Origin of the sequence: Natrinema versiforme (genome assembly GCF_005576615.1) — an archaeon.
In the GTDB taxonomy this organism is placed as follows: domain Archaea; phylum Halobacteriota; class Halobacteria; order Halobacteriales; family Natrialbaceae; genus Natrinema; species Natrinema versiforme_A.
In genome coordinates, this window is sequence record NZ_CP040330.1 from 1,401,262 (window position 1) to 1,426,362 (window position 25,101).

General features: G+C 66.4%; 20 protein-coding genes. 12 read left to right on the forward strand and 8 right to left on the reverse strand.

All coding sequences use genetic code 11. The features are described 5' to 3' along the window. Window positions 1-13 precede the first annotated feature (13 nt). From FEJ81_RS06855 to FEJ81_RS06880, 6 genes are all read left to right on the forward strand, one after another. Complete coding sequence (locus FEJ81_RS06855) at window positions 14-775, forward strand: SCO family protein (protein WP_138244581.1); 762 nt, start codon at window positions 14-16, stop codon at window positions 773-775. A 1-nt stretch (window position 776) separates the two neighbouring features. After that, window positions 777-1,367: a TlpA family protein disulfide reductase gene (locus tag FEJ81_RS06860; protein WP_138244582.1), complete on the forward strand. Its 591-nt coding sequence runs from the start codon at window positions 777-779 to the stop codon at window positions 1,365-1,367. A gap of 1 nt (window position 1,368) precedes the next feature. Then, window positions 1,369-2,097, forward strand: coding sequence for a cytochrome c biogenesis CcdA family protein (locus FEJ81_RS06865; RefSeq protein ID WP_138244583.1), 729 nt, complete (start codon window positions 1,369-1,371; stop codon window positions 2,095-2,097). A 378-nt stretch (window positions 2,098-2,475) separates the two neighbouring features. After that, complete coding sequence (locus FEJ81_RS06870; protein WP_138244584.1) at window positions 2,476-2,898, forward strand: universal stress protein; 423 nt, start codon at window positions 2,476-2,478, stop codon at window positions 2,896-2,898. Window positions 2,899-3,162: 264 nt separating this feature from the next. After that, the gene (locus FEJ81_RS06875; RefSeq protein ID WP_138244585.1) at window positions 3,163-6,444 is read left to right on the forward strand and encodes a bacterio-opsin activator domain-containing protein; all 3,282 of its coding nucleotides are present in this window, start codon (window positions 3,163-3,165) and stop codon (window positions 6,442-6,444) included. A 241-nt stretch (window positions 6,445-6,685) separates the two neighbouring features. After that, window positions 6,686-7,441, forward strand: coding sequence for a helix-turn-helix domain-containing protein (locus FEJ81_RS06880; RefSeq protein ID WP_138244586.1), 756 nt, complete (start codon window positions 6,686-6,688; stop codon window positions 7,439-7,441). A gap of 189 nt (window positions 7,442-7,630) precedes the next feature. On the opposite strand, the gene FEJ81_RS06885 is transcribed toward FEJ81_RS06880, so the two are convergent. Continuing rightward, window positions 7,631-7,813: a DUF5786 family protein gene (locus FEJ81_RS06885; protein ID WP_138244587.1), complete on the reverse strand. Its 183-nt coding sequence runs from the start codon at window positions 7,811-7,813 to the stop codon at window positions 7,631-7,633. A 646-nt stretch (window positions 7,814-8,459) separates the two neighbouring features. Between FEJ81_RS06885 and glmS the strand changes: the two genes are divergently transcribed. Continuing rightward, window positions 8,460-10,271: a glutamine--fructose-6-phosphate transaminase (isomerizing) gene (gene glmS, locus FEJ81_RS06890; protein ID WP_138244588.1), complete on the forward strand. Its 1,812-nt coding sequence runs from the start codon at window positions 8,460-8,462 to the stop codon at window positions 10,269-10,271. 450 nt (window positions 10,272-10,721) lie between these two features. On the opposite strand, the gene glmU is transcribed toward glmS, so the two are convergent. Beyond that, window positions 10,722-11,903, reverse strand: a complete 1,182-nt coding sequence (glmU, locus tag FEJ81_RS06895; RefSeq protein ID WP_138244589.1) for a bifunctional sugar-1-phosphate nucleotidylyltransferase/acetyltransferase — start codon at window positions 11,901-11,903, stop codon at window positions 10,722-10,724. A gap of 391 nt (window positions 11,904-12,294) precedes the next feature. Between glmU and FEJ81_RS06900 the strand changes: the two genes are divergently transcribed. After that, a complete protein-coding gene (locus FEJ81_RS06900; protein ID WP_138244590.1) occupies window positions 12,295-12,501 on the forward strand; it encodes a DUF7563 family protein in 207 nt (68 codons plus the stop codon). 83 nt (window positions 12,502-12,584) lie between these two features. Here FEJ81_RS06900 and glmM read toward each other — a convergent pair whose 3' ends face one another. Continuing rightward, window positions 12,585-13,910: a phosphoglucosamine mutase gene (glmM, locus tag FEJ81_RS06905; protein ID WP_138244591.1), complete on the reverse strand. Its 1,326-nt coding sequence runs from the start codon at window positions 13,908-13,910 to the stop codon at window positions 12,585-12,587. A gap of 376 nt (window positions 13,911-14,286) precedes the next feature. Here glmM and FEJ81_RS06910 point away from each other — a divergent pair, with 376 nt between their 5' ends. Then, the gene (locus FEJ81_RS06910; RefSeq protein WP_138244592.1) at window positions 14,287-14,580 is read left to right on the forward strand and encodes a MarR family transcriptional regulator; all 294 of its coding nucleotides are present in this window, start codon (window positions 14,287-14,289) and stop codon (window positions 14,578-14,580) included. Window positions 14,581-14,885: 305 nt separating this feature from the next. Then, the gene (locus tag FEJ81_RS06915; RefSeq protein ID WP_138244593.1) at window positions 14,886-15,128 is read left to right on the forward strand and encodes a hypothetical protein; all 243 of its coding nucleotides are present in this window, start codon (window positions 14,886-14,888) and stop codon (window positions 15,126-15,128) included. A gap of 132 nt (window positions 15,129-15,260) precedes the next feature. Here the strand turns inward: FEJ81_RS06915 and FEJ81_RS06920 are convergent, their stop codons facing one another. Together FEJ81_RS06920 and FEJ81_RS06925 are read right to left on the reverse strand one after the other, a co-directional pair. Beyond that, on the reverse strand, window positions 15,261-16,271 hold the full coding sequence (locus tag FEJ81_RS06920) for a lipid II:glycine glycyltransferase FemX (RefSeq protein WP_138244594.1): 1,011 nt from the start codon (window positions 16,269-16,271) through the stop codon (window positions 15,261-15,263). Next, entirely contained in the window at window positions 16,268-17,896 is a 1,629-nt protein-coding gene (locus FEJ81_RS06925; protein WP_138244595.1) for an alkaline phosphatase family protein, read from the reverse strand. Before FEJ81_RS06925 ends, FEJ81_RS06920 begins: the two co-directional genes overlap by 4 nt. 246 nt (window positions 17,897-18,142) lie before the next feature. On the opposite strand from FEJ81_RS06925, the gene FEJ81_RS06930 reads away from it, so the two are divergent. Continuing rightward, complete coding sequence (locus FEJ81_RS06930) at window positions 18,143-19,264, forward strand: DegT/DnrJ/EryC1/StrS family aminotransferase (RefSeq protein ID WP_138244596.1); 1,122 nt, start codon at window positions 18,143-18,145, stop codon at window positions 19,262-19,264. A gap of 70 nt (window positions 19,265-19,334) precedes the next feature. Here the strand turns inward: FEJ81_RS06930 and FEJ81_RS06935 are convergent, their stop codons facing one another. Together FEJ81_RS06935 and FEJ81_RS06940 are read right to left on the reverse strand one after the other, a co-directional pair. Next, window positions 19,335-21,056 (reverse strand): helicase HerA domain-containing protein, encoded by a 1,722-nt coding sequence (locus FEJ81_RS06935; RefSeq protein WP_138244597.1) that lies wholly within the window; start codon window positions 21,054-21,056, stop codon window positions 19,335-19,337. Between the two features lie 129 nt (window positions 21,057-21,185). Then, window positions 21,186-23,111 carry a DEAD/DEAH box helicase gene (locus FEJ81_RS06940; RefSeq protein ID WP_138244598.1) on the reverse strand — a complete coding sequence of 642 codons (1,926 nt, stop codon included), beginning with the start codon at window positions 23,109-23,111 and terminating at the stop codon, window positions 21,186-21,188. Between the two features lie 135 nt (window positions 23,112-23,246). Here FEJ81_RS06940 and FEJ81_RS06945 point away from each other — a divergent pair, with 135 nt between their 5' ends. Beyond that, complete coding sequence (locus FEJ81_RS06945; protein ID WP_138244599.1) at window positions 23,247-23,435, forward strand: hypothetical protein; 189 nt, start codon at window positions 23,247-23,249, stop codon at window positions 23,433-23,435. Here FEJ81_RS06945 and FEJ81_RS06950 read toward each other — a convergent pair. Beyond that, a complete protein-coding gene (locus FEJ81_RS06950; RefSeq protein ID WP_138244600.1) occupies window positions 23,428-24,387 on the reverse strand; it encodes a transcription initiation factor IIB in 960 nt (319 codons plus the stop codon). The genes FEJ81_RS06945 and FEJ81_RS06950 overlap by 8 nt on opposite strands. Between the last annotated feature and the right edge of the window lie 714 nt (window positions 24,388-25,101).

Below are 25,101 nucleotides of genomic sequence, written 5' to 3' on the forward strand. Positions count from 1 at the left end.
CTACGATCTATACATGGACCGGCGGACATACCTCGGAACGGCCGGAATCGCAGGGTTGACTAGCGTTGCCGGCTGCCTCGGCGGGGACGGCGAGAACACGGGCGATACGGACGACACTGATACCGTCCTCGGTAACCCGGACGTGCGACGAGGCGATCCCTCGTATCCGATTCACGGCGAGGAGTTCCCGTCGTTCTCCCTCCAGGATCCGATCGCGGAGGAGACCGTCTCGCTCGAGGACTTCGTCGGCGAGCGTCCGTTCGTGATTACGTACTTCTATTCGTCTTGCCCGGACGGCATGTGCCAGCAGCTCCTCCAACACTTCCATCGAATACAGGAAGACGCCATGGACAGCGACTATGCGGACGAGCTCGGGTTGCTCGCGGTGACGTTCGATCCCGACCGGGACACCGCCGACCCCCTCCGGTCGTACGGGACGCAGATGGGGATCGACGTCGATGCAGACCACTGGCACTTCCTCCGACCGGCGGACAACGAGACGGCCAAAACTCTCCTCAAAGAGACGTTCGGACTCCCGCTCGAGCGAGACGACGAGCAGTCGGAGGGGTCGGCGAACGAATCGACGAACGAATCGGCGAACGAGTCGTCCGATTCCGGCGGCGAGTACACGTTCACGCATTCTGCCCTCGTCCAACTCGTCAACGATCGCGGCATCGTCGAGCGTGCCTACCCGAGAGCATCCAACCAGCGCGAAACTGTCAACACGCAGGTGATGGTCGAGGACGCGCGAACGGTCGTGGGGGTGACCGAATAGGATGCGGCGACGCGATCTCCTCGCCGGCATCGGCAGTGCGGGCGTGCTCGTCAGCGGCGGTGCCGTCGCCGCGTTCGGTATCCCGTCCCCCAGTGACTCCAGTACCGGGGAGGACGACTCCGACGGGTCGTCCGGCATCGTCGGGAAGCGCCGTGACCCCCTCGAGATCGAGACGGCCGACGCGCCCGGGAGCGAGGCCGGTACCGTTCGTGTTCCGGCATCGGATCGGCCGACCTTCGTCGACTTCTTCGCGACGTGGTGTGCGCCCTGTAAGAAACAGATGGACGCGCTCGTCGAGGCACACCAACGGGTCGGCGACGAGGTCCGCTTTCTGTCCGTGACGAGCGAATCGATCAGCGAGAGCGAACTCGCCGCGTGGTGGGACGACCACGACGGCAACTGGACGATCGGTCTCGATCCGACCGCGGAACTCACCTCCCTCTACTGGGGGACGCCCTACCCTTCCGCCGTATCGATCGACGCCTCGGGGCGCGTTCGGTGGGCCGAGACCGGCGTCAAGACCGCGGACGAACTCGTCGCCGGGATCGAACGGGCCCTCGAGGACGGCGACGCTGCCGACGGGGACGAATAGCATGATTGATTCGGCGCTCGTGATGTCGATCTCGTTCGGATTGATATCCGGGATTGCGACCTTTTTCTCGCCGTGTTCTTACCCGCTCCTTCCGGGATACGTCGGCTTTTACGTCAGCCAGACTGACGGCGATCGGGCGTCGCTGGGCGGTGCGCTAAGTCGCGGGCTGGTCGCCGGTCTCGGCGTGCTCGTCACCTTCGGCGTCCTGCTCGGAGCGACGTTCTGGGTCGGATACGAGACGCTGTCGGCCGTCACGTGGTTCGAACTCGTCGCCGGGATCGTCCTGATCGCGTTCGGGCTTCTGGTCGTCTCCGGCCGTGCGCCGTCGCCGTCGATCGCGCTTCCGAAGCGACGCTCGAGCGTGCTCGGGTTCGCGATCTTCGGCGTCGGCTACGCGCTGGCGGCGGCGGGCTGTGTCGCACCGGTTTTCTTCGGCGTGGTCACCCGCGCGCTCTCGCTCCCGACGACCTCGGCGGCGATCCTCCTCGGAACGTACGTCGGGAGTTTCGTCGTGCTCATGGTTTCGCTGACTGTCGCAACGGGGATGGGGCTCGTTGCCAGTGCCGGCCGACTCGCGGCCTATACTGGCACGCTCAAGCGCATCGCGGGCGCGGTCATGATCGTCGCCGGCATCGGACAACTGTATCTCGCCATCGTCGTCCTCGATGTCATCAATGTCATCGATGTCGTCAGGCAACTGTATCCCACCATCGTCGTCCTCGTCCCCTGATCGCGGTGTGCGGAGCCCACATTCGTCGTTCGAAGCCGTCCGACTCGTCCGAAGCTGTCTGATCCCGTAACCGATATCGACGAGGCAGTATTGAACCTGTCATTTTCGCTTCTTAATCCAAATTATGAGGGTGATTGCTTTATCGCCGATCACGTACAGGGTCCGGCTCGTGAGCCGATATCGGTGCCCGAACTGCCTCGAGGAGTCGGGAGTGGAGGTCGATCGATCGGTGACAGATGACGGGTTGAAGCGACAGTTCGAGTGTCGGAACTGCGGGCACGTCTGGGACGTCGTCTTTTGAGAATCGGGTCGCGGGTCCCGGCAGGCAACGGCAGGTCAGGAACCTATCCCGCCGTCTCCCGAACGAGTATGCAAGCGATGTATCAGGATTTGCTGCTCGCGACGGACGGGAGCGACGCCGCCGAACGGGCGACCGATCACGCGATCGAACTGGCGAGCGGACTCGACGCGACCCTGCACGTCCTGTCCGTCTCCGAGGACGGGCCACAGGCCGCGAACAAGGAGGATAAGTTGCGCTCGGATCCGGAAAGCGAAGCCGAGCGGGCCGCCGAACACGCCAGAGACGCGGCGTCGCAAAACGGCGTCGAGGTGACCGCGGACATCCGCCACGGCGTCCCGCAGGAACAGGTCGTCGACTTCGCGGAGACGAACCCGGTCGATATGGTCATCGTCGGGACGGCCGGCCGGTCCGGGCTCGATCACCTGATCTCGGGCAGCGTCGCCGAGGAAATCGTCCGGAACGCGCCGGTGCCGGTCCTCACCGTTCGCGAACGACCCTGACGATCGTCGGGCCGATAGCGTGACCGAATCGGTGACGCGGACTCCTACTCCCGTGTTACTCGCGAGTACGAAACAGATACTTAATCGGCGAGCGGGCGATGCGGCCGCTATCATGGCCGCTCGTCACGCAGGCGCGCCCGTCAGCTCGCAGACACAGAGCGGTCAGTCGAAGCGATCTCGTCAGCCGACGCTCCCGGCCGGATACGCGTCCATGCGTGTCTCCGTACTCGAGTCCCGCGAACGACTTCCCGAGGTGGTCATCCCGTGAGCGACGGCACCGCGACCGTCGTCGGCGACGCGCTGTGCGTGCTGGTCGCCGGCGACTCCGACCCGGCCGACGATGCGATGGCCGCGCTCGCAGCGCGATTCGACGGCGTCTCGCTGCTCAGGGAACGAACGCTCGAGGGAGCCCGCCAGCGACTCGCCGACCGGGAGGTACACTGCGTCGTCTGCCCGTTCGCGCCGACCGGCGACGGATCGACGCCGGCCGACGCGACGCTCGAGCGGCTCGCGGCCCGAATCGGCGACCGCCCGATCATCGCCGTCACGGACGGGGAAGCCGCCGACAGAGCGCTCGAGGCCGGGGCGAGCGACGTCGTCGACCGCGACGCGTCCGCGGCGGTACTCGCCGCGCGCGTCGAAAACGCCGCCGAGCGAGAACGGTATCGGCTGGCCGCCGAGAAATCGGACCGCCGCCACCGATCGATCCTCGAGCACGCCGCGGCGGTCGTCTGGGTCTGTGACGCCGCCGGGGAGATCGAGTACGCGAGCCCGGCGGTCGAGTCGCGGATGGGGTACACGCCGACCGAACTCGAGCGAACGACGATCGCTCGGCTCGTCCACCCGGACGATCGCGAGGCGGCTCGCGAGGCGCTCGCGTCCGTCGCCGCGGCCCCGGTCGGGACGACCGAACGGGTCACGGTCCGACTGGGCCACGCCGACGGCACGTGGCGCGTCGCGGACCTGACCTGTACGAACCGGCTCGAGGACCCGGCCGTCGAGGGGGTCGTCGTCACCCGGGCCGGCGCGGGTGCGGCGACCGACGCGGCCGGCAGCGAGGACGCTCGAGCGGGGCTCGACCGGCTCGAAGACGCGTTTTTCACCCTCGGTCCGCGGGGCGAGATCCGGTTCGCCAATCGAGCGGCCGGTCGGCTGCTCGCCGACCTCGCGGAGCGATCGCTCGACGGCGATCTCCCGACGGGAACGGTCGTCTGGGAGCTGCTTCCCGACGGGGTCGGCACGACGCTCGCCGATCGGGTCCGCGAGGCCGAAACGACGGACTCGGTGGTCGAGTTCGAGACGGACGCTCCCGCCCTCGAGGCCCGGCTCGTCGTCGCCGTCCATCCCGGCGACGACGGCGTCTCGGTCCACGCGCGAGAGGTGGTACCCGACGCCGCGTCCGGCGCGGCCGCGACGGACCGAGACCGCCTTGCGCTTCTCGAGTCGGTCGTCGACGCGCTGGACGAGGGCATCGCCGTCCTCGAGGACTCGACGGTCCGGCTGGCGAACCCGGCCCTGCTGGACCTCGCCGGGACGGACTCGCTCGTCGGCCGGGACCTCGAGGCGGTGTTCGACGACGACCTCGCGGCGACGATCCGAGAGCGGGCCCGCTCGCCGGTCGTCAGGTGGATGGACCCCGTCGCGGGCGAGTTCGCGACCGACGCGACCGTCTCCGTCGACGTGTTCGTCGCGCCGCTGCCGGATCCCGACCGAACGCTCTGTGTCGTCCGCGACAGGCGGGACTCCCGTGCCGCCGCGCTGTCGACGATCCGGCGGACCGTCGCGACGCTTCGCCGCGCCGAGACACCGTCCGCCGTTCGACAGGCGGTCACCGACGCCGTCCGCGAGTGTGCCGACGCCGACGCGGCCGTCTGGTATCTCGTCGACGACGACCGGCTCCGACCGGCGACGGTGACGACGAGGGAGACGACGGCGACGGAGCAGCCTCCCGGCGGCGACCGGCCAGCGATCGAGCCGCCGCCGATCGAGCCCGACGACACGCCGCTTTCGGGGCTCCTCGAGAGCGGCGAGCCGACCGTCTACGATCGCGCGGAACTCGGCGACGCGCTCTCCCGCACCGGTCTCCGCGCTGAGCGAGTCCTCGCTGTCCCGGTCGCGAACCGAGGGCTCGTCCTCGCGACGAGTACGGAGCCGATGGCGTTCGACGGGATCGATACGGAGTCGATCGAAATCCTCTCGGACACCGCCGGGACGGCACTCGATGGCCTCGAGCGCGCCGAGACGCTCCGAACGTGCCGGCGCGACCGGGATCGGCTGCAGGCCGTCGCGGAGCGGACGGAACGCGTGTGGGAGGAATCGAAGTCACTGCTAGACGCCGAGACGCGCGACGGAGTCGAACGGCGGCTCTGTGAGGCGATCGTCTCCCTCGAGGCGGCCGGTCGAGCGGACGGGATCGAACTCGCGTGGGTTGGCCGCGCGGACGACGGCCGCGAGCGGATCGTCCCCGAAACGTGGGCCGGTCGCGACGGCGAGTTCCTCGAGTCGATGACGGTCCCGCTGGATCGGACCGCCGATTCGCCGACCGGGACCGCCGCTTGCGTCCGCGAATCAGTCGTCCTCGAGACTCTCGATACCGACACCGACACCACCACCAACACTCTTAGCCGGTCGGCGGATTTCGACGGAGAGGACTGGCGACACCGCCCGCTCGAGCGGGGTTTTCGGGCCGTACTGAGTGTCCCGATCGAATCGGGCGACCTCCGCTACGGAACGCTTACCGCGTACGCGGAGCGGTCGTCGGCGTTCGACGACACCACCCGCCGCGCCTGCGAACACCTCGCGGCGATCGCCGGCGAGGCCATCGCCGCGATCGAGACGAGACGCGCGCTCCTCGCCGATCGCGTCACCGAACTCGAGGTCGTTCTCCGGGACGGCTCGGAACCGCTCTCGGCGATCGCTCACCGGCTCGGCCGACGGGTCGACGTTCGGGCCGTGATTCCCCGATCGTCGGGCGGTTCGACGGTGTTCTGCTCGGTCGCCGACGCCGAGGACGACGCGGATACGGACGCGGTTCCCGAGACCGTCGGCTCGCTGCCGGCGGTCGACTCGGTCTCGGTCGCCGGTCGCGGACCCGGCGACACCGTCCTCGAGATCGGAGTCGCCGAGGCCGCCGAGCCGTCCGTCGCGCGGACGATCGCGGAGTACGGCGGCGTCCTCCGGTCGCTCGCGCCGGTCGACGATCGGACCAGACTCGTGATCGACCTCGGGGACCCGGTCGGCGTCCGCTCGTTTCTCCGGGCGCTCGAGGCGGTTCATCCCGGAACGGAACTGGTCGCGCGCCGGGAGCGGGACCGGCCGCCGCGTTCCGCGCGGCCGTTCGAGAGGCTGGCCGAGGACCTCTCGGAGCGACAGCGTCGGACGCTCGAGGCGGCCTACCACGGCGGCTTCTTCGAGTGGCCCCGCGAGCGCACCGGCGAGGAGGTCGCCGAGTCGCTCGGCGTCTCGCAGCCGACGTTCAGCCGGCACCTCCGGATCGCCCAGCGGAAACTGTTCGCGTTGCTGTTCGACGAACGCGCCGGCGAGTGAGCCGCGACGACCGACCGGTATCGAGTTCTTACCGGCTATTTCGTCGCGATAATTCGCCCTTTCCGTATCAACGAAAACGGACGACTATCTGACGGATGAATCAATATAGCGGTCGAATCCGGCGTGGGTTCCGTGTATAGCGTCCACGACCATGTAGTCGGCTCGTAATACGTTGTTCAATGAGTGCGTTCGAGGTAAGAAGCAATTACGACGGTCATCTCTCCGGATGGCGGATGGTCAGATGAGCATCGATATCGCCGACGCCGAAGATGTGGCCGAGACCGAGGGTGTGACCGACGCCGCGACCGAGACCGTCGCTGACACCGGCAACCGGTCCGAGATCCGATCGGAGGCCGAGGGCGGAATCGTCGCTCAGCTCCGACTCGATCACCCGGAACTGTTCCTGCGCTCGACGCTGCGACACGCCTCGGATGTCACCGTCGAACCCGAGTACTGGACCGCCGTCGAACCGGGGCGAACCCTCGTCTTCGTCACCGCCTACGGCTCCGACTTCGACGACTTCGAAACCGGGCTCGAGACGGACCCCACCGTCACCGATCCGGTCCTCGTCGACCGCTACCCCGATAGGCGAGTGTACCGCGTCGCGATCACCGACTGCGCGCGCACCTTTACCGCCGAAACCGCCGCCGTCGGCGGCCGAGTTCTCCAACTCTCGAGCGCTCGGGACGGCTGGCTCGTCCAGCTTCGGTTCCCCGACCGCGAGCGCCTCGTCGCGTTCAACGAGTACTGTCGCGAACGGGATATCTCGGTCACGGTCGATCACCTCCGCGTCTCCGACGACGAGGACGACGGCGTCGTCGCCCTGACCGACAAACAACAGGAGTTACTCGTCGTCGCCCACGAGGAGGGGTACTTCGACGTTCCGCGCGGCATCTCCCAGGACGAACTCGCGGACCGACTCGACGTCTCGAAGTCGGCCGTCTCCCAGCGGCTCCGGCGGGCGATCGGCGAACTCTGTGCGGCGACGCTCTCCTGAGCGCCGACCCGCACCGTTAGATTCCGTTTCTCGATCTCGAGACGAGCCGTCCCGATCGCTCCGCGTCGAGTCGGAAATGAGAAAATCAAACCACTGACCGTGCCGATCGGAGTCGGAATCGAGGTCTCGAGACGGCGTCGCGCGAGTGCGGCCGGGCTCGCATCGACGCCGCCCCGTCCCCCGATGGACTTATTCTTCGTCCTCGTCGTCTTTCATCGATCCGAGCTGATCGACTAGCTCGTCCGTCGAGACGTCGGACTCGAACGACATTTCGCCCTGATGTTCGTTTTCGTGGACGTTAACGGCCTCTACGTCCTCGTCGTCGGTCGTCTGCTCTTGTTGTTCGGATTCGTCGTAGCTACCAAAACCCATACTCGATACTCCCGTGCCACTGCAAAAGGTGTGGCGGTTTGTTCCATCTCGGTACTCGCTGCTCGCTCCGCGGCGGGCCACGCGGGGCGACCGCTCTGCTCGAGGTCCGCTCGAGGCTCGATCGAACCCGTTTCGAACTCCCGATTGACCCTCGTTCAGCGCGACGGTTCGATGTCGCCTGTTTCCGTTCCCTACCGCTAGTTGGCAGCAAATACCGCCCGTTCGTCGCTTCGTACTCGAATGGCCGTCGGCTGTTCGGTCGGCATACGATTCGGACGACCGCGTCAGACGCCGGAAATTCGGCTCGAGCGGGCCGCTGAGAGATTTGCGAATGGAAATAATGGATAGAAATAACGTCAGCTCTCAGCATGTGATACTCCTGTCACTGCCAGTCAGCGGCGGAGTACACGCGGACTACGGGATTCAGTAGTCCGTCTATAGTAATGGGTTCGGGAGGTTTGAAATGCTCTCATGGTTGCGTACCGTCCACCCTCTCGACCAATCGCGATGGATCACCGGGCCGCCCCGTTGGATCTCCTTTCTCCGCCGGAGACCGGTCGGTCCGACGACGCGTCGTCCGCGGGAACTACTATCGTGTCCGGGCCACACGACCGTCTCGAACGGCCCGACGGTCGGTGATCAGCAGATGTGTGGAATTATCGGCCGCGTCGGCGACGGCAACGCACTCGAGCCGCTTCTGACCGGACTGGAGAACCTCGAGTATCGGGGCTACGACTCGGCCGGCGTCGCCGTCCAGAACGGCTCCGGTATCAAGGTCCAGAAACGGTCCGGGCGGGTCGAGGAACTGAAGGAATCGATCGGCGAACCGCTCTCGGGCGAAGTCGGAATCGGCCACACGCGCTGGTCGACCCACGGGCCGCCGACCGACGCGAACGCCCACCCGCACACGGACGAGAGCGAGGACGTCGCGGTCGTCCACAACGGGATCATCGAGAACTACGCCGCGCTCCGGGAACGGCTGGCGGCGAACGGGTACGAGTTCACGAGCGACACCGACACCGAGGTCATCCCCCACCTCGTCCAGTACTACCTCGACGCGGGATACGACAGCGAGTCGGCGTTCCGACAGGCGATCGACGAACTCGAGGGGAGCTACGCCGTCACCGCGATGGTCTCCGGCGAACACGTCCTCTACGCCGCCCGACAGGGCTCCCCGCTCGTCGTCGGCATGGAAGACGGCGAGTACTTCCTCGCGAGCGACGTGCCCGCCTTCCTCGAGTACACCGACAGCGTGGTCTACCTCGAGGACGGCGACGTGGTCATCGTCGACGAGGACGGCGTCGAGTTCACCGACCTCGAGGGCGACTCCGTCGTGCGCACGCCCGAGACGGTCGAGTGGGACCCCGAGCAGGCGGGGAAAGGCGAGTACGACCACTTCATGCTCAAGGAGATCAACGAACAGCCGACGTCGCTGGCCCAGGCGATCGAGGGGCGGGTCGATTCCGCGATCGAGCGGATCGCCCTGTCCGATTTCGAACCCGGCACCTTCGACGACATCGACAGCGTCCAGTTCGTCGCCTGTGGTACCTCCTACCACGCCGCGCTGTACGGCTCGCTCACGCTGAATCAGGCCGGCGTGCAGTCGACCGCGCTGCTCGCGAACGAGTACAGCGTGTCCGCGCCGCCGATCGATGACGACACGCTGGTGATCGCAGTCACCCAGAGCGGCGAGACGGCCGACACGCTCAACGCGCTTCGGCGAGCCGAGGCCGAGGGCGCTCGCACGCTCACGGTGACGAACGTCGTCGGCTCGACGGCCGCCCGCGAGGCCGATGACGCGCTCTTCATCCGCGCCGGCCCGGAGATCGGCGTCGCCGCGACGAAGACGTTCTCCTCGCAGGCCGTCATGCTCACGCTGCTCGGCCAGCGCATCGCCGGCGATCTCCGGGACGAGCCGCCGGCCGACCTCGAGTCGCTGCTCCCCGAACTCGAGTCGATGCCCGGACGGATCGACGACCTGCTCGCGGAGTCGACCGCCGAGTCGATCGCCGAGCGCTACAGCGACAGTCAGTCGTACTTCTTCATCGGCCGCGGCCTCGGCTACCCCGTGGCGCTCGAGGGGGCACTGAAGTTCAAAGAGATCACCTACGAGCACGCCGAAGGCTTCGCCTCCGGTGAACTCAAACACGGGCCGCTGGCGCTGGTCACGCCCGAGACGCCGGTGTTCGCGATCTTCACCGGCGAAGAGGACGAGAAGACGCTGAAAAACGCCGAGGAGGCCCAGACCCGCGGCGCACCCGTTATCGCGGTCTGTCCGGACGACCACCCGGCCGTCGAGGCCGCCGACGAGCACCTCTCGATTCCCGAGACCGAGCCGGATCTGGCGGGACTGCTCGCGAACGTCCAGCTCCAGCTGGTCTCCTACTACGCGGCCGACCTCCTCGGCCGGCCGATCGACAAGCCGCGGAACCTCGCGAAGAGCGTCACCGTCGAATAGCGCCGGAGCACAGTCCGGTTCCGCCGCTCGACTCTTTTCGTTGCCGGCATCTTCGCGCTTCGATCCGCTGGGCTCGAGTCACAGTTCCGTTTCGTCTCCAAGACCGACTGCTCCCGGATTAGTTCGTATCGGCGGCACGGCAGAACGACAATCGGACTCGAGTAGGGGTCATCGAGGCCGCAGGACGAGACCACCCCCGTAGTCCGGTCCGCACGGCGTCGGTGTACGACCCGTACTCGAACGATGTCGGAATCGAACGTGGAGGGTCACTCTGGCGATCGAACGTCCCGGTGGCGACGCCACCGGACTCGTGGGTATCGACCGATACCCTCCAGTTAGGCTAGGAGTTCGACGCGATATAAAGGGCACACCTGATAGCTATGGTATATCAACGAACCAACTATATCAGGGGTCGGCCGAGAACTCGAGGCGACCGATTCGAACCGGATCTTACCGGTCCTGCTCGACGGTTTCGCCGGGCTCGGTCATCGCGCCGGTGTCGAGTTTCAGGCCGGGTGTGAGACTCGTATTGATGCCGGTCTTGACTCCGTCGCCGGCGACGACGCCGAACTTCCGGCGGCCGGTCGAGACGCGCTCGCCTTTGACGGTGACCGAGATGTCCGCATCGTCGTGACGGAGGTTCGCGACGTTCGTCCCCGCGCCGAAGTTGACGTCTCGCCCGAGGACGCTGTCCCCGACGTACGAGAGGTGACTGACCGACGTGCCCCGCGAGAGGACGCTGTTTTTCACTTCGACGCCGTTGCCGACCGAGACGTCTTCCCCGATCAGCGTCGCGCCGCGGACGTAGGCGTTCGGCCCGACGGTCGCGCCCGACCGGATCAGCACCGGGCCCTCGATCACGGCACCGGGCTCAACTGTCGCGCCCTCCTCGACGACCACCCGCCCCTCGAGGTGGGCCGCGTCGCTGACCGCGCCGTCGATCCGGCGCTCGAGGGCGGCGAGTTTCCACTCGTTCGCCTCGAGTAGTTCCCACGGCCGGCCCACGTCCAGCCACCGCTCGAGGGTCACCGGCGTGACTGCGTACTGCTCGATGACCCGCGCGAGTACGTCCGTAATCTCGCGTTCGCCCCGCTCGCTCGCGGGGACCTCGAGCCATTCTTTCGCGTCCGCCGGGAAGGCGTACGCGCCGGCGTTGGCGAGGTTCGTCGGCGGTTCCTCGGGCTTTTCGACGATGTCGATGACGGTGTCGTCGGTCGTGCTGAGGACGCCGTAGTTCCGCGGGTCGGCGACTTCGGCGGCACAGACTGCCGGACACTCCGTGAATAGGCGGTCGATCGCCGCCGGGTCGTACAGGTTGTCGCCGTTCAGCACGGCGAAGGGACCGTCGATGTGTTCGCGGGCGGCGTTGACGGCGTGGGCCGTCCCCGCCTGTTCCGTCTGGACGGCGTAGGAGACCGGCACGCCCCGATACTCAGCGCCGAAGTAGTCTCTGACCGTCTGGCCCTCGTAGCCGACCACGAGGACGATTTCGTCCGCACCGGCGTCGACGGCGGTATCGACCGTTTGCGCGGCGAGTGGCCGATCGGCGACCGGGAGCATCGGTTTCGGACGGGACGCGGAGAGCGGCCTGATCCGTGTACCCTGTCCTGCGGCGAGAACGATGGCTTTCATCACGCTCACGTACCCCGATCCGGCGGATAATTATATAGTTATTACAGCTACGGACCAGAACTAATCGGTTTTCTGACCACTTTCCGCGTCGACGACGGTCCTGATTTCGCGTTCGGTCCCGGTCGCGCTCGAACCCGAGTCGCACTCGAGTCACCGCTCTCGCCGGTCCCGACCGACATCGCCCGATCTACCAGTCAATCTGCCATTCATCGCCGGTGAAATACTATATTACCGTCTCGAAATATCTCATTTCTCACGAAAGAGCCCTCGAAACTCTCGATATCGGAACTGTCTCTCACACCGGTCGATCGCCGCCGAAATACTCGACTAACGGTCTCGAGGCGAATTATGCGGTCTATAGTAAATACCGTTCTGTCGCTACGGGTTGTTGATGTCGACGGATTCATCCGCCAAGTGGACGCCCATGACGTCCGGCCAGCAAACGACCGCCCCTCGATGTGTCAACTGTGGCAACCAGGTGACGCGTCAGTTCGCTCGCGTTTTCGGCGACAACCGCGATGTCGTCCACGCCTGTCCCGACTGTGCGACGTACCGTGAGATGAAGACCTCCGATTTCATCCCGAAAGAAGCGAGATAAGTTTCGTCCCCCGCTGACTCGAGCGCCGTCGAAGTCTTCGCTCGCCGTCGATTCGTAGCTCTCGTGGGACAGCACGCCCCCTTTCAGGCGTCCACCGCGACCGTCTCGGTGACGAGCGCCCGTGCGGTCTCGAACAGTTCCTCGGCGTCGGCCGCCGACCGCGCCTCCGCGGTCACGCGGATCAGCGGCTGCGTGCCGCTCGCACGGAGCAGGAACCAGCCGCTCTCGGTCTCGACTCTGACGCCGTCGAGGGTTTCGATCTCGTCGTATCGCTCGCGAACCCGGTCGGCCACGTCGGCCATCACCCTCGTTTTGTCCTCGACTTCGATCGATGTTCGCCGGATCGGATACTGCTCGATATCGGCGACGAGTTCGGACAGCGATCCCCGCTCGGCGACCAGTTCGACCAGCTTACAGGCCGCGAGCGGGCCGTCCGGACAGCGCGTCTCCGCGGGCCAGATCCACGCGCCGCTGGGCTCGCCGCCGAAGACGACATCGGGCTCGGTCGTCCGCTCCGCGACGTAAACGTCCCCGACCTGTGTGCGCGTCAGCGACGCGCCGACGCCGGCCAGCGCGTCGTCGACGGCGAGACTGGTATCGACCGGCGCGGCGACGCGGTCCCCCTCACCCGCCGCTTCGCGGGCGAACAGGGCGAGTAACGCGTCTTTCGGCACGAAGGCTCCGGTCCCGTCGACCGCAAGCATCCGATCGGCATCGCCGTCGTGGGCGACCCCCAGTTCGGCGTCCGTCGCCGCGACCAGCGTCGACAGCGTCTCGAGGGTCTCCTCGGTCGGCTCGCTGGGCCGTCCGGGAAACGAGCCGTCTTCCTGTCCGTTCAGGGTCCGCACCTGACAGCCGAGATCGTCGAGCACCGCCGCCGTGATCCCGCCGGCACCGTTGCCCACGTCGACGACGACGCTGGGCTCGCGCTCGAGGTCGACCGCTCCCCGGAGCGCGTCGGCGTGGTGGTCCCGGACGCCGTCGCGACGAGAGCGGCCGCCGACGCCGTCCCAGTCGGCCAGTTCGTAGTCGTCCTCGCGAATCCGCCGCTCGATCGCCTCGCGCTGGTCGGGCCCGAACGCCTTCCCCGACGGATTCCAGAGCTTGATTCCGTTGTCCGTCGCCGGGTTGTGCGAGGCCGTCACGACGACGCCCGCGTCGGCCTCGAGGTGGTCGATCGCGCGAGCGATCGTCGGCGTCGCCTCGACGTCGACCGTCAGCACGTCCGCGCCGCACTCGCGCAGTCCCGCGCCGACCGCGTCGACGAACATCGATCCGCTCTCGCGAACGTCGCGACCGACGACGACGCGCTCGTGTCCCTCCGAGGCGACCGCGCGGCCGACCGACAGCGCCAACGCCGCCGTCACCTCGCTTCCGACCCGTCCGCGGATACCGCTGGTTCCGAACATACCTCCTCCTGACAGGGGCGAGCGCCTTACTATGCACGGGTTAATCCGATTGGCTGTCCGCAACGGAGCCAGACCTCGATATCGCCGCCGCTCCGCCATCGCACGCGGCGTTCGACAGCGACCGCTCGCGGCGACGGCCGCGACTGCGAGGCCGATCGACCGATCGTTAGTATCTCCCTGTATTTCTGAACTGTCGGTGCCGTATATATGAGTCACACCGGTACGCTCGAGTGAGAATGAAACCGGTACAGCATGCCGCCGACGGACGGACTCGGATCGCCGACGAGAGTGCGACTCGGCTCCGGCCGACCGCGAGACGCGTCGATCGAGCGCCGCGATCCGAACCCGAACCGGCCGCCCCCATCGGATACCGCCTATGAGTGCGACCGAACCCGACCGCGAGATCGACGAGGCCGCCGAGTCCGGCGAGAGTAGCGGCGACGACGGGACCGGCGACGGAACGCTCGCCGAACTCCCGCCCAGCGCGAAACTGGTCTACAAGGTCCTCGAGTACGAGGCCCCGCTGACACAGGAGGGGATCGCGGCCGAGTCCCGACTGTGTCCCCGGACCGTTCGCTACGCGCTCGGCAAGTTAGCGGATCAGGACCTCGTCACCAGCCGGGTCTGTCTCGAGGACGCCCGACAGTCGAAGTATCGGCTCGCCGAGTGAGTTTCACGTCGCATTCGAGCGGCCCGCCGTACTCCGACCTGCAGAATCCATTAGTTATAAGACACTAACGAGCCGACATTTAGGTGGAAGTCAGCTCCAACGAGCGAGGGGGCATGCGTTGAAATGCCCCGGGTGATAGGACACCCGAGACTGGCTTCCAAGCCATTCCCGGCTTTGCAAGCCATGTTGCACTTGTTCCTACCGAGACATAAACGTCTCGCACGACGACAGTATCGCGTTCGAACATCGAGCAGACGCCAGTGGTCACACCGTGGGCCGGTCCCCGCTCGCAGTGGGAGGGACGGATGAGCGACGACACTGAGCCGTCCGCCGATTCTGAGTCATCCGCGGACGACGAACTCACGCTCGACGGCGACTCGATCGCTGCGAACACCTCACAGACGGGACGACAACCGGTCCGCTGTCCGCGCTGTGACGCGCCCATCGCGCTGGTCGTGAGCTACGGCCCTACGACCCACGAGGCCAGCCCCTGCGGCTGTCGCGTTCCCGGCAACCTCCTCGAGCGGAGCGGCGACGGCTCCGAGTGAGGGCACTGGGGTACGACGGGACCTCGTTTTTTGCTGCGATTCCGACCCGACAGTACCGGACTCTCGAGGACGCGATCGCTCTCTCGGATGCGTGGTGCGGAGAAGACGACGCGTTCGCCGACAGGGACCGTGCTATCGGTGTTTCTGATACCGGTCGACCAGCAGGTCGACCCCGAAGGAACCGGACGTGATCTCGTAGTGGGTCTCGAGGCGCGGGTTGAACTTCGCCTTGTACCGGTTGATGCTCGGCACGCCGGCCCCGACGAGATCGTACTCCTCGACCGAGCCGTGGAGGCCGTCGCGCATGACGTGCCAGTCGAGGAGGTCGTTGATCGCGATATCGACATCGGTGTCCGGTTTGACGCCGCCCTGCCACCGGTACCGCGTCCGGTCGGACTCGACGACCAAAATGCCGCCGAGGAACTCGCCGTCGACGCGACAGACGTAGGGCCGGATCGCCCCGTCGGGAAGCGTTTCGTAGACCGAGCGAGCGAAGTCGGTACTCAGCCGGAACGGTTGGCCCTGGCTCTCGTATCGTTCCCTGACCTTCTCGACGATGCGCTCGACGTCGTCGGCGTCGCCCTCCTCGATCGTGTACCCGCCCTCGTCGGCGTTCCGGATATTGCTCCGGGCGTCGCTGCTGAACCGCTTCAATAGGTCGTCCTCGCTGCCCTCGAGATCGACGACGTACGTGTGTCCGGGGTCGACGTCGTACTCGCTCCAGACGAACGGCCGGATGTCGTCGAACTCCGCCGTGACGAACTTGCAGTACAGCGGCGATATCTCGTCGTCGATCCACTCGAGACAGCCCTCGATGAACCGCTTGGTCCGGCGGTCGGCCTTACGCTGTTTCAGCTTGTCGACGTTCAGCAGGGAGGGGCCGAGGTACGAGGTCCACGAGTGGGGAGCCGGCGAGAACGCACCGGTGACCGGTCCCTTGGTGTACTCGAAGACCGGGAAGACGCCGACCGGTTCCTGGCCTTTGAAGCCGGCGAGGAGGTGCGGCGTCGATCCGGTGTCCTCGGCCTGCAACCGGATCGCGTCGGCCCGGAAGAACGGGTTCGTTCCGTCGGATCGTTCGACGTAGCGGTTCCACTCGTCTGCATCGGTTCGCGGATCAAGGACGCGTATCTCGATACTCATAGATAACCAAGGTCGGACAGTCGGTCTTCGACGGTCCCGTCGTCGGTCGCCGTGATCGTCTCCCGGTCGTAGGCCGGGTACGCTCGCTCCGCGCTCCCGTCGACCACCGGGAGCGGGTCGCCGTCCATCGCGGCGTCGACCGGCACGTCGAACAGCGAACAGATCGTCGGTGCGACGTCGAAAATCGACGCGTCCTCCAGAGCGGCGGACGCGTCGAATGCCGGTCCAGCGGCCGCGACGACGCCGGTTCGCTTGTGATTCCACGATTCCATCGGCTCGCCGAACCGTGCCTTGCCGAGATCGGCGTCGAGCGCGTTGTCGAACCCCGCCGGCACCGTCACGATATCGGGAGCGTCGTCGACGTGGTCCCCCTCGAAGTACCGTTCGCGGGGTTCGACGGCGTCGAACATCGGCTCACCGTCGGGCGTCCGCACAGCCGATAACGTCTCGATGAGTTCCTCGCGGACGGTCTCGTACTCCGATTCGGGAACCTGCCCGTTCGGTTCCCGCCCGGCGAGGTTGATGCGGACGCCGAGTTCGCTCTTCGAGCGGACGTAGGCCCGGGACGCCGGGAAGTCGACCTGTTCGCTCGCCGCCCGGATCATGTCGTTGGGCACCCGCGTGCCGATCGCCTCTTTCAGGCCCACGCGGTCGAGCGCGCTCGCGACGCGCTGAGTCGTGAGCCCGGCCGTCGCGGCGAGGTTCATCGCCCGCTCGAGCGGCCTCGACTCGTGGTCGCCGGCCTCGGCCCCCTCGAGGAGGTCGTTCTCCCAGGACTTCGACCAGTTCGGCATCCCCTCGCCGCCGCTCCGAGAGTGCACGTAGCCCTCGTCTCGGAGGAACTCGTTGATCCGGAACGCGTCGCCGGAGACTTTCCCCATGCCGTGGTCGCTGACCACGAGGACGTTGTCGGGGTCGGTCCGCTCGAGCGTCTCCGCCAGCTGGCGGTCGACCTCGCGGTAGACCGCCTCGATCGCCTTCTTGTCCCCGGGTCGCTCGTGGAACACGGAGTCGGTCTGCTGGAACTGCAGAAAACCGAAGTCGGGCGCGATCCGGCGGCAGAGATACCGGAACGCCTTCCCCCGGAGTTCGATCGTCCGTTCGTACCCCTCGATCGAGCGGGCCGGTGCCGGCCCGCTCCGGGGGTAGAGCCAGTAATCGCCGCCACAGGCCAGTTTGACGTCCTCGAGGATTCCGTCCGGATGGCAGTCCGGGTCCTCGGGGGCGGTCAGCCCGGGAATCAACGCGCCGTCGAACGCCCGTGCGGGATGGGTCACGGGAACGTTGACGACGACGCTCGAGAGCCCGTGATCGCTCAGGAGCTCCCAGACCGGGCGCTCCCGGACGTGGGTCCCGTTGACGACGCTCCAGTCGTAGCCGTCGAACGAGAGGAAATCGTAGACACCGTGTTTGCCCGGATTCTTGCCGGTGTACAGCGATGGCCACGCGCTCGCCGTCCACGGCGGAATCTGGGACTCGAGGGGGCCCGCCGTCCCGCGCTCGAACAGCCCCCGAAGGGTAGGAAGTTCGCCCGACTCGAACAACGGCTCGAGCACCGGCCGACAGCCGGCGTCCAGCCCAACGACGAGCAGACGAAGGTCTTTGTCGTCGGTCGAACCTGCCATGGAAGCGTTGTCCGGTCGGTTCGGCTTTGTTATGCAACGTGCTTGCGGGCCGTAAGCTCGCGCTGCCGGCTCTACGGTCGGAATAGTAGTTCAGCCCGCGTGATTGTCAGGATCGAGCGATTCGTGTACGCGCGGATTTCCGCGCGATCGCGAGCTGTACCGTCCGTATCACTAAGGCCCCGCTCGTCACCGTATTACGCCGATGCTCGTCGCTACTGCCACCGTCTCTTCACACCGATCTCACGCATGATCAGCGCTACCCCCTCCGTATTCGACGTTGCAGTCTCGCAATCGGGGTCCGGGATCGATCCGTTCGTCGATCGGCACGCACCGGACAGCACGCACACCTACTACGGTGCCGGGAAAGTCGCGCTCCGGGACGGGCTCGCGGGCCTCGTCGACTCCGGCGAGAACGTCCTCGTTCCCGCCTACCTCTCTCCCGCCGTCGTCGAGCCGTTCCACGACCTCGGACTCGAGTCGCGGTTCTACGCCGTCGAGGAGACCCTCGCGCCGGATTTCGCCGATCTCGAGTCACGGATCGACGATGACACCGCCGCCGTCATGTCGGTCAACTACTTCGGGTTCCCACAGCCCGGCCTCGAGCGAATCGCGTCGCTTTCCGACGAGTACGACTGCTATCACGTCGACGACAACGCCCACTCGCCGCTCAGCGTCTGCGACGGAACGCTGCTCGGAACCCACGGCGACCTCGGCATCACGACGCTGCGGAAACTGCTGCCGGTCCCCGACGGCGCGTTGCTCTACTGCACCGACGACGAGGTCAAATCGCAGTTCTCCCCCTCCTCGCTGGCCGGCCGTTCCGGCCGGATCGCGGCCGGCGACTGCCGGTTCGTGGCCGCCTCGGTCGCCGAACGCGTCCTCGAGACCAGCCCGTCGCTCCATCGGTCGGTCGAGGCGGTCCTCTCCGACGGAGCCGAGGACTCGTCGTCCGTCGATCCGAGCGGCCGCTACGAGGCCGCGAAAGTCCCCATGTCGCGGTTCTCTGCGGCCGTCGCGGACGCCGCTGACCCCGACGCGATCCGGGCCGCCCGCCGGGAGAACTTCCGGGCGTGGCAGGAGATCGTGGACGGTCGCAACGACCTGACTCCGCTCTTCAAACGGCTGCCGGCGGGAATCAGTCCGTACGAGTTCCCCGTGCGGACGAGCGAGTCGGAAGCGTTCCTTGCGGAACTCGAGGACTGTGGCGTCGTCGGTGCCCACACGTGGCCGATACTCCGTCAAAATGTCCGCGAGGACGAGACCTACGAAACGTCGATCCGGCTCGCGGACGAACTCGTCGCGCTGCCGGTTCATCAGGGGATCGAGCCGTCGGCGATCGAGACAGTCGGCGATCGATTACGGCGGTGAGATCGTCTTCTTTCTCTCGTCAGTCGATCGGACGCGAGTTCCGTCCGGTCGACCGAACGCGAGTTCCGCGCTACTGATCGGCAGCCGTCGCCGACAGTTCCGCGCGAACGTCGTCGCTCAGCGCGTACGTCCGTTCGGCCGATCGCTCGAGCAGCCCCTCCGTGCGAAGCTCCGAGACGAGACTCTGGACGGCGACCCGCGAGCGGTCGACTCGAGCGGCGACGGTCTCCGTCCGGAGCCGGCCCTCCGTCGCGAACAGACCCAGAATCGCCTCGGCCGTTTCGGCCGAACACTGCGATCCCTCGCACGCGCGAGCGACCCGATCGCTGATCCACTGGACCTCGAGGAGGTCCGCCAGTTCGCGCTCTTCGTCCGCGACGACGAATCCCGATTCGTCGTCCGCCGCCGTCTCCCGATCGGGCTCCTCGTCGGCGGGCGTGTAGCCGAACTCGATATCGTCGCCGCCGGCTTGGACGATCGACGCCGAATCGTCGTCGCTTGCAGCGTTCTCGTCGGTCGCCGATTCGCTTTCGTCGCTCTCGAGGTCGCGGACGACCGCGCGTAACTGCTCGTTCTCCGATCGGAGGCGATCGACTTCCGCCGACTGTCCCGCGAGTCGGTCTTCGAGACTCTCGATTCGCTCGTCGCGTGACTCGAGTTCTTCCTGTAGCTCGTCCCGCTCGGCCTCGAGATCGGCGATCTCCTCGTGGAGCCGGCGCAGATCCTCGCCCTCGCCGGGGAGTTGCGACTGGACGGTGTCCGTGTTGCTCAGCGCGTCGGCCATCTGTCTGGCCGCACTCGAGACGTCCCGCGCCGACGAGAGTTCGTCTTCGAGGGTCTCGATGCGTTTTTCCTTTTTCTCGAGTTCGGTCTCGAGTTCGTTGATCCGGTCCTGTTCGCGCTCCTTGCGCTCGGAGATGTTCTGGAGGTCGCCGACCAGCGCGTCGGAGACGGACTTGAGTTCGGGGCGTTCGAAGTCGTCAAGGCCGGGGGTCGCGCCCGCGTCGAAGGTCCGTTTGCGGCGGAACTGGATCTTCCGGACGTCGACTTCGGTCCAGTCGGTCTGGACGAACGCCTGTCCGTCGTCGAGGTCGGAGACGAGTTCCTTGTACTCGGTGTCGATGATCCGGCCGACGACCTTCGTGTCGTTGTCCCAGGTCAGCCGGTGCCAGACGAGCCAGTTCGCCTGCGTGATGAAGTCCTTCTTCACGTCGGCCGGGCGCTGGCTGATCCCCACGATGCCGAGGCCGTGTTTGCGCCCGCGCTTGCTGATCTTGATCAGCAGGTTGCCGGTCTCGCCGACGCCGCCGCCCTCGGGGATATACTCGTGGACCTCCTCGACGACCAGCAGGAACGGCTTCTTCATCTTCTTCTCCTTGACGAACAGCTGCCGGGCAACCTCCCGAAGTAACTCGTCTGCCACGTCCTCGTCGAGATAGCCCGAGACGTCGAGGATGACGGGCACGTTCTCCTCGAGGGCGATCGTGGCCATCTGCTCGGCGTGTTCCGGCCCGATCTGGATGTCACACTCCTCGTCGGCCCCCGCGTGGAGCATCTCGTACTCCTCTTTGAGCCCGTAGTACTCGCCGTCCGTGTCGACGATGAGGAGGGGGTAGCCGGCCTCGAGCAGTTCCTCGGCGATCACCGACGCGGTGTTCGATTTGCCGGAGCCCGATTTCCCCGTCACGAATCCGCGACCGGTGAGCAGTTCGACGACGGGCAGCTTGAGGTCGGCACCGCTATCGGTCTCGCCGACGAGTATCTGTCGCTGCTTGGACTCCTCGTCGCTCACTGGCCCACCACCTCGCGTCCGCGCGGTTCGTTCATACTATCCGTACAGTTCGAACCCGCAACCTTGAATATTGGCCTCGGCTCAGTCTCGATAGCCGCCGGATCGCGGGGTCCCTCAAGACCGGCCCGCTCAGTCCTCGTCGCGCTCGACCGTCTGCTCGCGGACTGTCATCCCCTTGCGACCGAGGTGCTGGAGCTGTTTCCGGGCGAAATCCTCCTCGCGCGTGCCCCGCGTCGCGAGCACGTAGACGAGCGCGCCGCCGGCGGGTCGCATCGTCCGCCCGGCCCGCTGGGTGCCCTGCCGGCGGCTCCCGCCGAGCCCGGAGGCGACGATCGCCAGATCGGCCGTCGGCAGGTCGATCCCCTCGTCGCCGACCCGCGAGATGAGCAACAGATCGCGCTCGTTCCGCCGGAACTCGTCCAACAGCCGCCGGCGCTCATGGTGGGGCGTCTCGCCGCTGAGGAACGGGACCTCGAGCGCCTCGGAGAGTTCCCGGCCCTGTTCGAGGTAGTCGACGAAGACGATGGCTTTCGAGTCGGGGTGGGCCGACAGCAGGTAGCGGACCTCGTCGATCTTGCCCCGGTTGCGCGCGGCGATCCGGTACTTCTCCCGTCCGTCGGCCGAGCCGTAGGCGTTTGCCTGCTCGTCGTCGCCCCACGGCACGTAGCGGATCTCGAGTTCGGGTTCGGCCACGTGGCCCGCGTCGAACAGCGCCTCCCAGTCGGTGCCGATCGGCGGTCCGACGAGGGTGAAGATCTCGGTCTGGCGGTCGTCCTCCCGAATGGGGCTGGCCGACAGTCCGAGCCGGTGTTTGGACTGCAGGTGCGTACTGCGCCGGTAGACGTCCGAGGGGACGTGCTGGCACTCGTCGAAGACCACCAGCCCCCACTCGCGGTCGTCGAACAGCGAGCGGTGGCGATCCATCCCCGCGATCTGGTAGGTTGCGATCGTCACCGGGCGGACCTCCTTGCGGCCGCCGTGGTACTGCCCGATCTGGTGGGGCTCGAGCGAGGTGTACTCGATGATCGTATCAGCCCACTGCTGGGCGAGGTCGCGGCTCGGTACGAGTACGAGCGTCTCGCCCTCGACGTGGGCCATCGCGCCCATCGCGGCGACGGTCTTCCCGCTGCCCGGCGGGCCGACGAAGACGCCCTCGCCGGCCTCGGCGAAGCGGTCGACCCACGTCCGCTGGTAGTCCCGCAGCGACACCTCGAGATCGATCGGCAGTTCCTCGCCGGACTCGAGTTCGCGGTGGTCCTGAACCGGATAGCCGGCCTCGTAGAGGATCCGCTTGATCGCGGCTTCCGAGCCCTCCTGGACCCAGTCTTCGGTCTCGGAGATCGGCGCGTGGACGTGTTCCTCGTCGAGTTTCTGGCGGGCGACGTTGCCCATGATCTCCGCGCTCTGGCCCTCGAGGACGGTGTAGCCGTCGTCGTGGGTCACAAGCCGGAACTGGTGGGCCCGGTCCCACTGGCTCTCGACCCAGTCCTCGAGTCGCTCCGAGCGCTGGCCCAGCGCCTGCCGCATCGTCCGCGCGAGGTCGTCGAAGGAGTCGTGTGGCGTCCCCCAGATGTCCTCCGGCCGGACGACGTAGCGATAGCCCTGCTCGCCGTTCCCGTCCGCGAGGTGGGCGAACTGCGAGAGTTGCGCGCGCGTGAACTGGTCGGGTCGATCGACGATGATCTCCCGACGCTTCGGGAAGATGACCACCCGCTCGCGATCGGTCAGGTCCTCGAGTTCGGTCGGATACCAGACCACCGGATCGGTCGAGACCGCGTGGCGCTGTAGCTCGCCCCGCTCGGCGAGGGTCTCGAGCCGATCGTTGGCGTCGTCGTGGGGGATCTCGAGGGCGCGGGAGACGGCCGCGGCGGTGAGAACTGGGCGGCCCTCCCGCTGGCTGGCGTCGTGGAAGTCGGCGATCGTGAACTCGTCGCCGTCGTCGCTCGAGTCGCCGGTCTCGTTCTCCTCGCCGGTGTCGGTCGCCGCCGCGTCGGTCGGGTCCGCGGGCTCGCTTCGCTGTTCGTCGGTGGGCGTCGAAGAACGTTCGTCGGTCACTGGCGAGTCGTAGCGGCGGTGCGGGTAAACCGATTTCGCTCGCCGGCGGTGTTCGCCGACCGCGCTCCCGCGACGTGTCCGTCGCTCTCTCGAGCCCGGATAGCTATATTTGACTGGACGGTGTGGGGTTTCAGTATGTATCGCGCGATCCTCCCCGAGGGACAGATCGAATGCGAACGGTACGACCGGGCCGAGAACGGCGTCGACCTCTACGACGGTGACGACGAGTTCATTGCGTTCGTCCCCTACGCCAACCTCCACGCGCTGGCCGACGAGGAACTCTACACCGGAGACACAACCGAGGACGAGCGCTCGATCATGTAGCGGGCTGCTGATCGATCGCCTCGAGTTGCTCGCGATACCGATTCCGAACAGTGACGACGGTCGTCTGGGCGGTGTCGGCGACCGCGCGTTGCGGGATGGTCTCGTCACAGAGCAGGCCGGCGGCGTAGATGGCCGCGGCGGCGAACCCCGTCGGCGACTTGCCGGAGTGCAGCCCCTGCTCGGTCGTCCGATCGATGATGTCGATGGCTTTGGTTTCGACGTCCTTGTCGACGTCTAACTCCGAGCAAAACCGCGGGACGAACTGTCGGGGGTTCGTCGGCTCCAAGTTGATGTCCAACTCGTCCGCGATGTAGCGGTAGGTCCGACCGATCTCTCGCTGGTCGACGCGTGAAACGGACGTTACTTCCTCGAGGCTCCGGGGAATGTCCTCCTTACGACACGCGGTGTAGAGCGCGCTGGTTGCGACGCCCTCGATCGAGCGGCCGCGGATGAGATCCTGCTCGAGCGCCTGCCGGTAGATGACGCTTGCAGTCTCTTTGACCGGCTTGGGGACGCCTAACGCGCTTACCATGCGGTCGATCTCCGAGAGGGCGTACTTGAGGTTGCGTTCGCCCGCGTTTTTCGTTCGGATTCGTTCCTGCCAGACCCGGAGTCGATGGAGTTGGCCGTGTTTGTCGGCCGACATCGAGTGGCCGTTCGCGTCCTTGTTTCGCCAGTCGATGGTCGTCGTCAGCCCCCGGTCGTGCATCGACTGGGTCAGCGGCGCGCCGACGCGGGACAGCTCGTCGTGTTCCTGTGCGTTGAACGCGCGCCATTCCGGCCCATAATCGATGGGATCTTCGGTAAGGACGAGGCCACACTCCGCACAAACCTGTTCCCCGCGATCCGGATCGTGAACGATCGTGTCGGTCTCGCAGTCGGGACACAGACCGGTCTCAACCTCCTCGGCCTGTGATTCGGTGCTGTGTTGATCGATGATAGACCGCGTCATCAGTACCGGAGGAAAGTCATGCCGCCACTGTAAGGGGTTCACATGGTTTCGCGGGAAACACCGACTTACGAGAGCGCCGGTCGGCAGTCAGTGTGTCGATTCAGCGGACCGATCACGGCGACTCATATACCGGGAGTCGTTGATCGTCTCCCGACGATACCACCGAAGAGAGGTAGATGAACGATACGACCGTCAGCTGCCTCGAGCAAACAGGTGCGACGGTCGTATCGAGACCGTGTCCCATCGGTCGTGACCGGGTGAAACGGCCGTCGATCGCCCGTTTCGACCCACCATGACCAATGTGTACGTGCCACATGAAATCTAGCGATCGTTGCGTCGAGCTGATTCCGTAAATCGCTGCTTCACGGAGTAAATCCGTCGTTCGGCTGTGAACTGTCGTTCGACTTTATCTTGGTCGGTTCGAACGTTCGGTACCAGTGCCGTGTTTGGAACCAGTCCGCCGGGCCGCACCAACGTCGGGTTCCGCCGCCGACGGGGCGTCCGTACGCCGCCGATATACGCCCGCAATCAGTCGATACCGATCGGCTTCGACGGCGGCCGGAATCGCCCGTCCCAGCGGCGGTCAGGCGTCGCGACGGCACCCTCCCGAAGTCGTTCCGTACCTCCTTTGCAGACGGTGCGAAACGTGGCTGTGCTTAAGAGTATCTCTGTTGGTGTTCAACTTGGTGTGTCAATCGTGATTTCGACCCGCCG

What these genes read in the sequence shown, in the direction of transcription:
- FEJ81_RS06855 (WP_138244581.1), top strand. Translation starts at nt 14, where the DNA reads ATGGACCGGCGGACATACCTCGGAACGGCCGGAATCGCAGGGTTGACT.
- FEJ81_RS06860 (WP_138244582.1), top strand. Translation starts at nt 777, where the DNA reads ATGCGGCGACGCGATCTCCTCGCCGGCATCGGCAGTGCGGGCGTGCTC.
- FEJ81_RS06865 (WP_138244583.1), top strand. Translation starts at nt 1,369, where the DNA reads ATGATTGATTCGGCGCTCGTGATGTCGATCTCGTTCGGATTGATATCC.
- FEJ81_RS06870 (WP_138244584.1), top strand. Translation starts at nt 2,476, where the DNA reads ATGTATCAGGATTTGCTGCTCGCGACGGACGGGAGCGACGCCGCCGAA.
- FEJ81_RS06880 (WP_138244586.1), top strand. Translation starts at nt 6,686, where the DNA reads ATGAGCATCGATATCGCCGACGCCGAAGATGTGGCCGAGACCGAGGGT.
- FEJ81_RS06885 (WP_138244587.1), bottom strand. Translation starts at nt 7,813, where the DNA reads ATGGGTTTTGGTAGCTACGACGAATCCGAACAACAAGAGCAGACGACC.
- glmS (WP_138244588.1), top strand. Translation starts at nt 8,460, where the DNA reads ATGTGTGGAATTATCGGCCGCGTCGGCGACGGCAACGCACTCGAGCCG.
- glmU (WP_138244589.1), bottom strand. Translation starts at nt 11,903, where the DNA reads ATGAAAGCCATCGTTCTCGCCGCAGGACAGGGTACACGGATCAGGCCG.
- FEJ81_RS06900 (WP_138244590.1), top strand. Translation starts at nt 12,295, where the DNA reads ATGTCGACGGATTCATCCGCCAAGTGGACGCCCATGACGTCCGGCCAG.
- glmM (WP_138244591.1), bottom strand. Translation starts at nt 13,910, where the DNA reads ATGTTCGGAACCAGCGGTATCCGCGGACGGGTCGGAAGCGAGGTGACG.
- FEJ81_RS06910 (WP_138244592.1), top strand. Translation starts at nt 14,287, where the DNA reads ATGAGTGCGACCGAACCCGACCGCGAGATCGACGAGGCCGCCGAGTCC.
- FEJ81_RS06915 (WP_138244593.1), top strand. Translation starts at nt 14,886, where the DNA reads ATGAGCGACGACACTGAGCCGTCCGCCGATTCTGAGTCATCCGCGGAC.
- FEJ81_RS06920 (WP_138244594.1), bottom strand. Translation starts at nt 16,271, where the DNA reads ATGAGTATCGAGATACGCGTCCTTGATCCGCGAACCGATGCAGACGAG.
- FEJ81_RS06925 (WP_138244595.1), bottom strand. Translation starts at nt 17,896, where the DNA reads ATGGCAGGTTCGACCGACGACAAAGACCTTCGTCTGCTCGTCGTTGGG.
- FEJ81_RS06930 (WP_138244596.1), top strand. Translation starts at nt 18,143, where the DNA reads ATGATCAGCGCTACCCCCTCCGTATTCGACGTTGCAGTCTCGCAATCG.
- FEJ81_RS06945 (WP_138244599.1), top strand. Translation starts at nt 23,247, where the DNA reads ATGTATCGCGCGATCCTCCCCGAGGGACAGATCGAATGCGAACGGTAC.
- FEJ81_RS06950 (WP_138244600.1), bottom strand. Translation starts at nt 24,387, where the DNA reads ATGACGCGGTCTATCATCGATCAACACAGCACCGAATCACAGGCCGAG.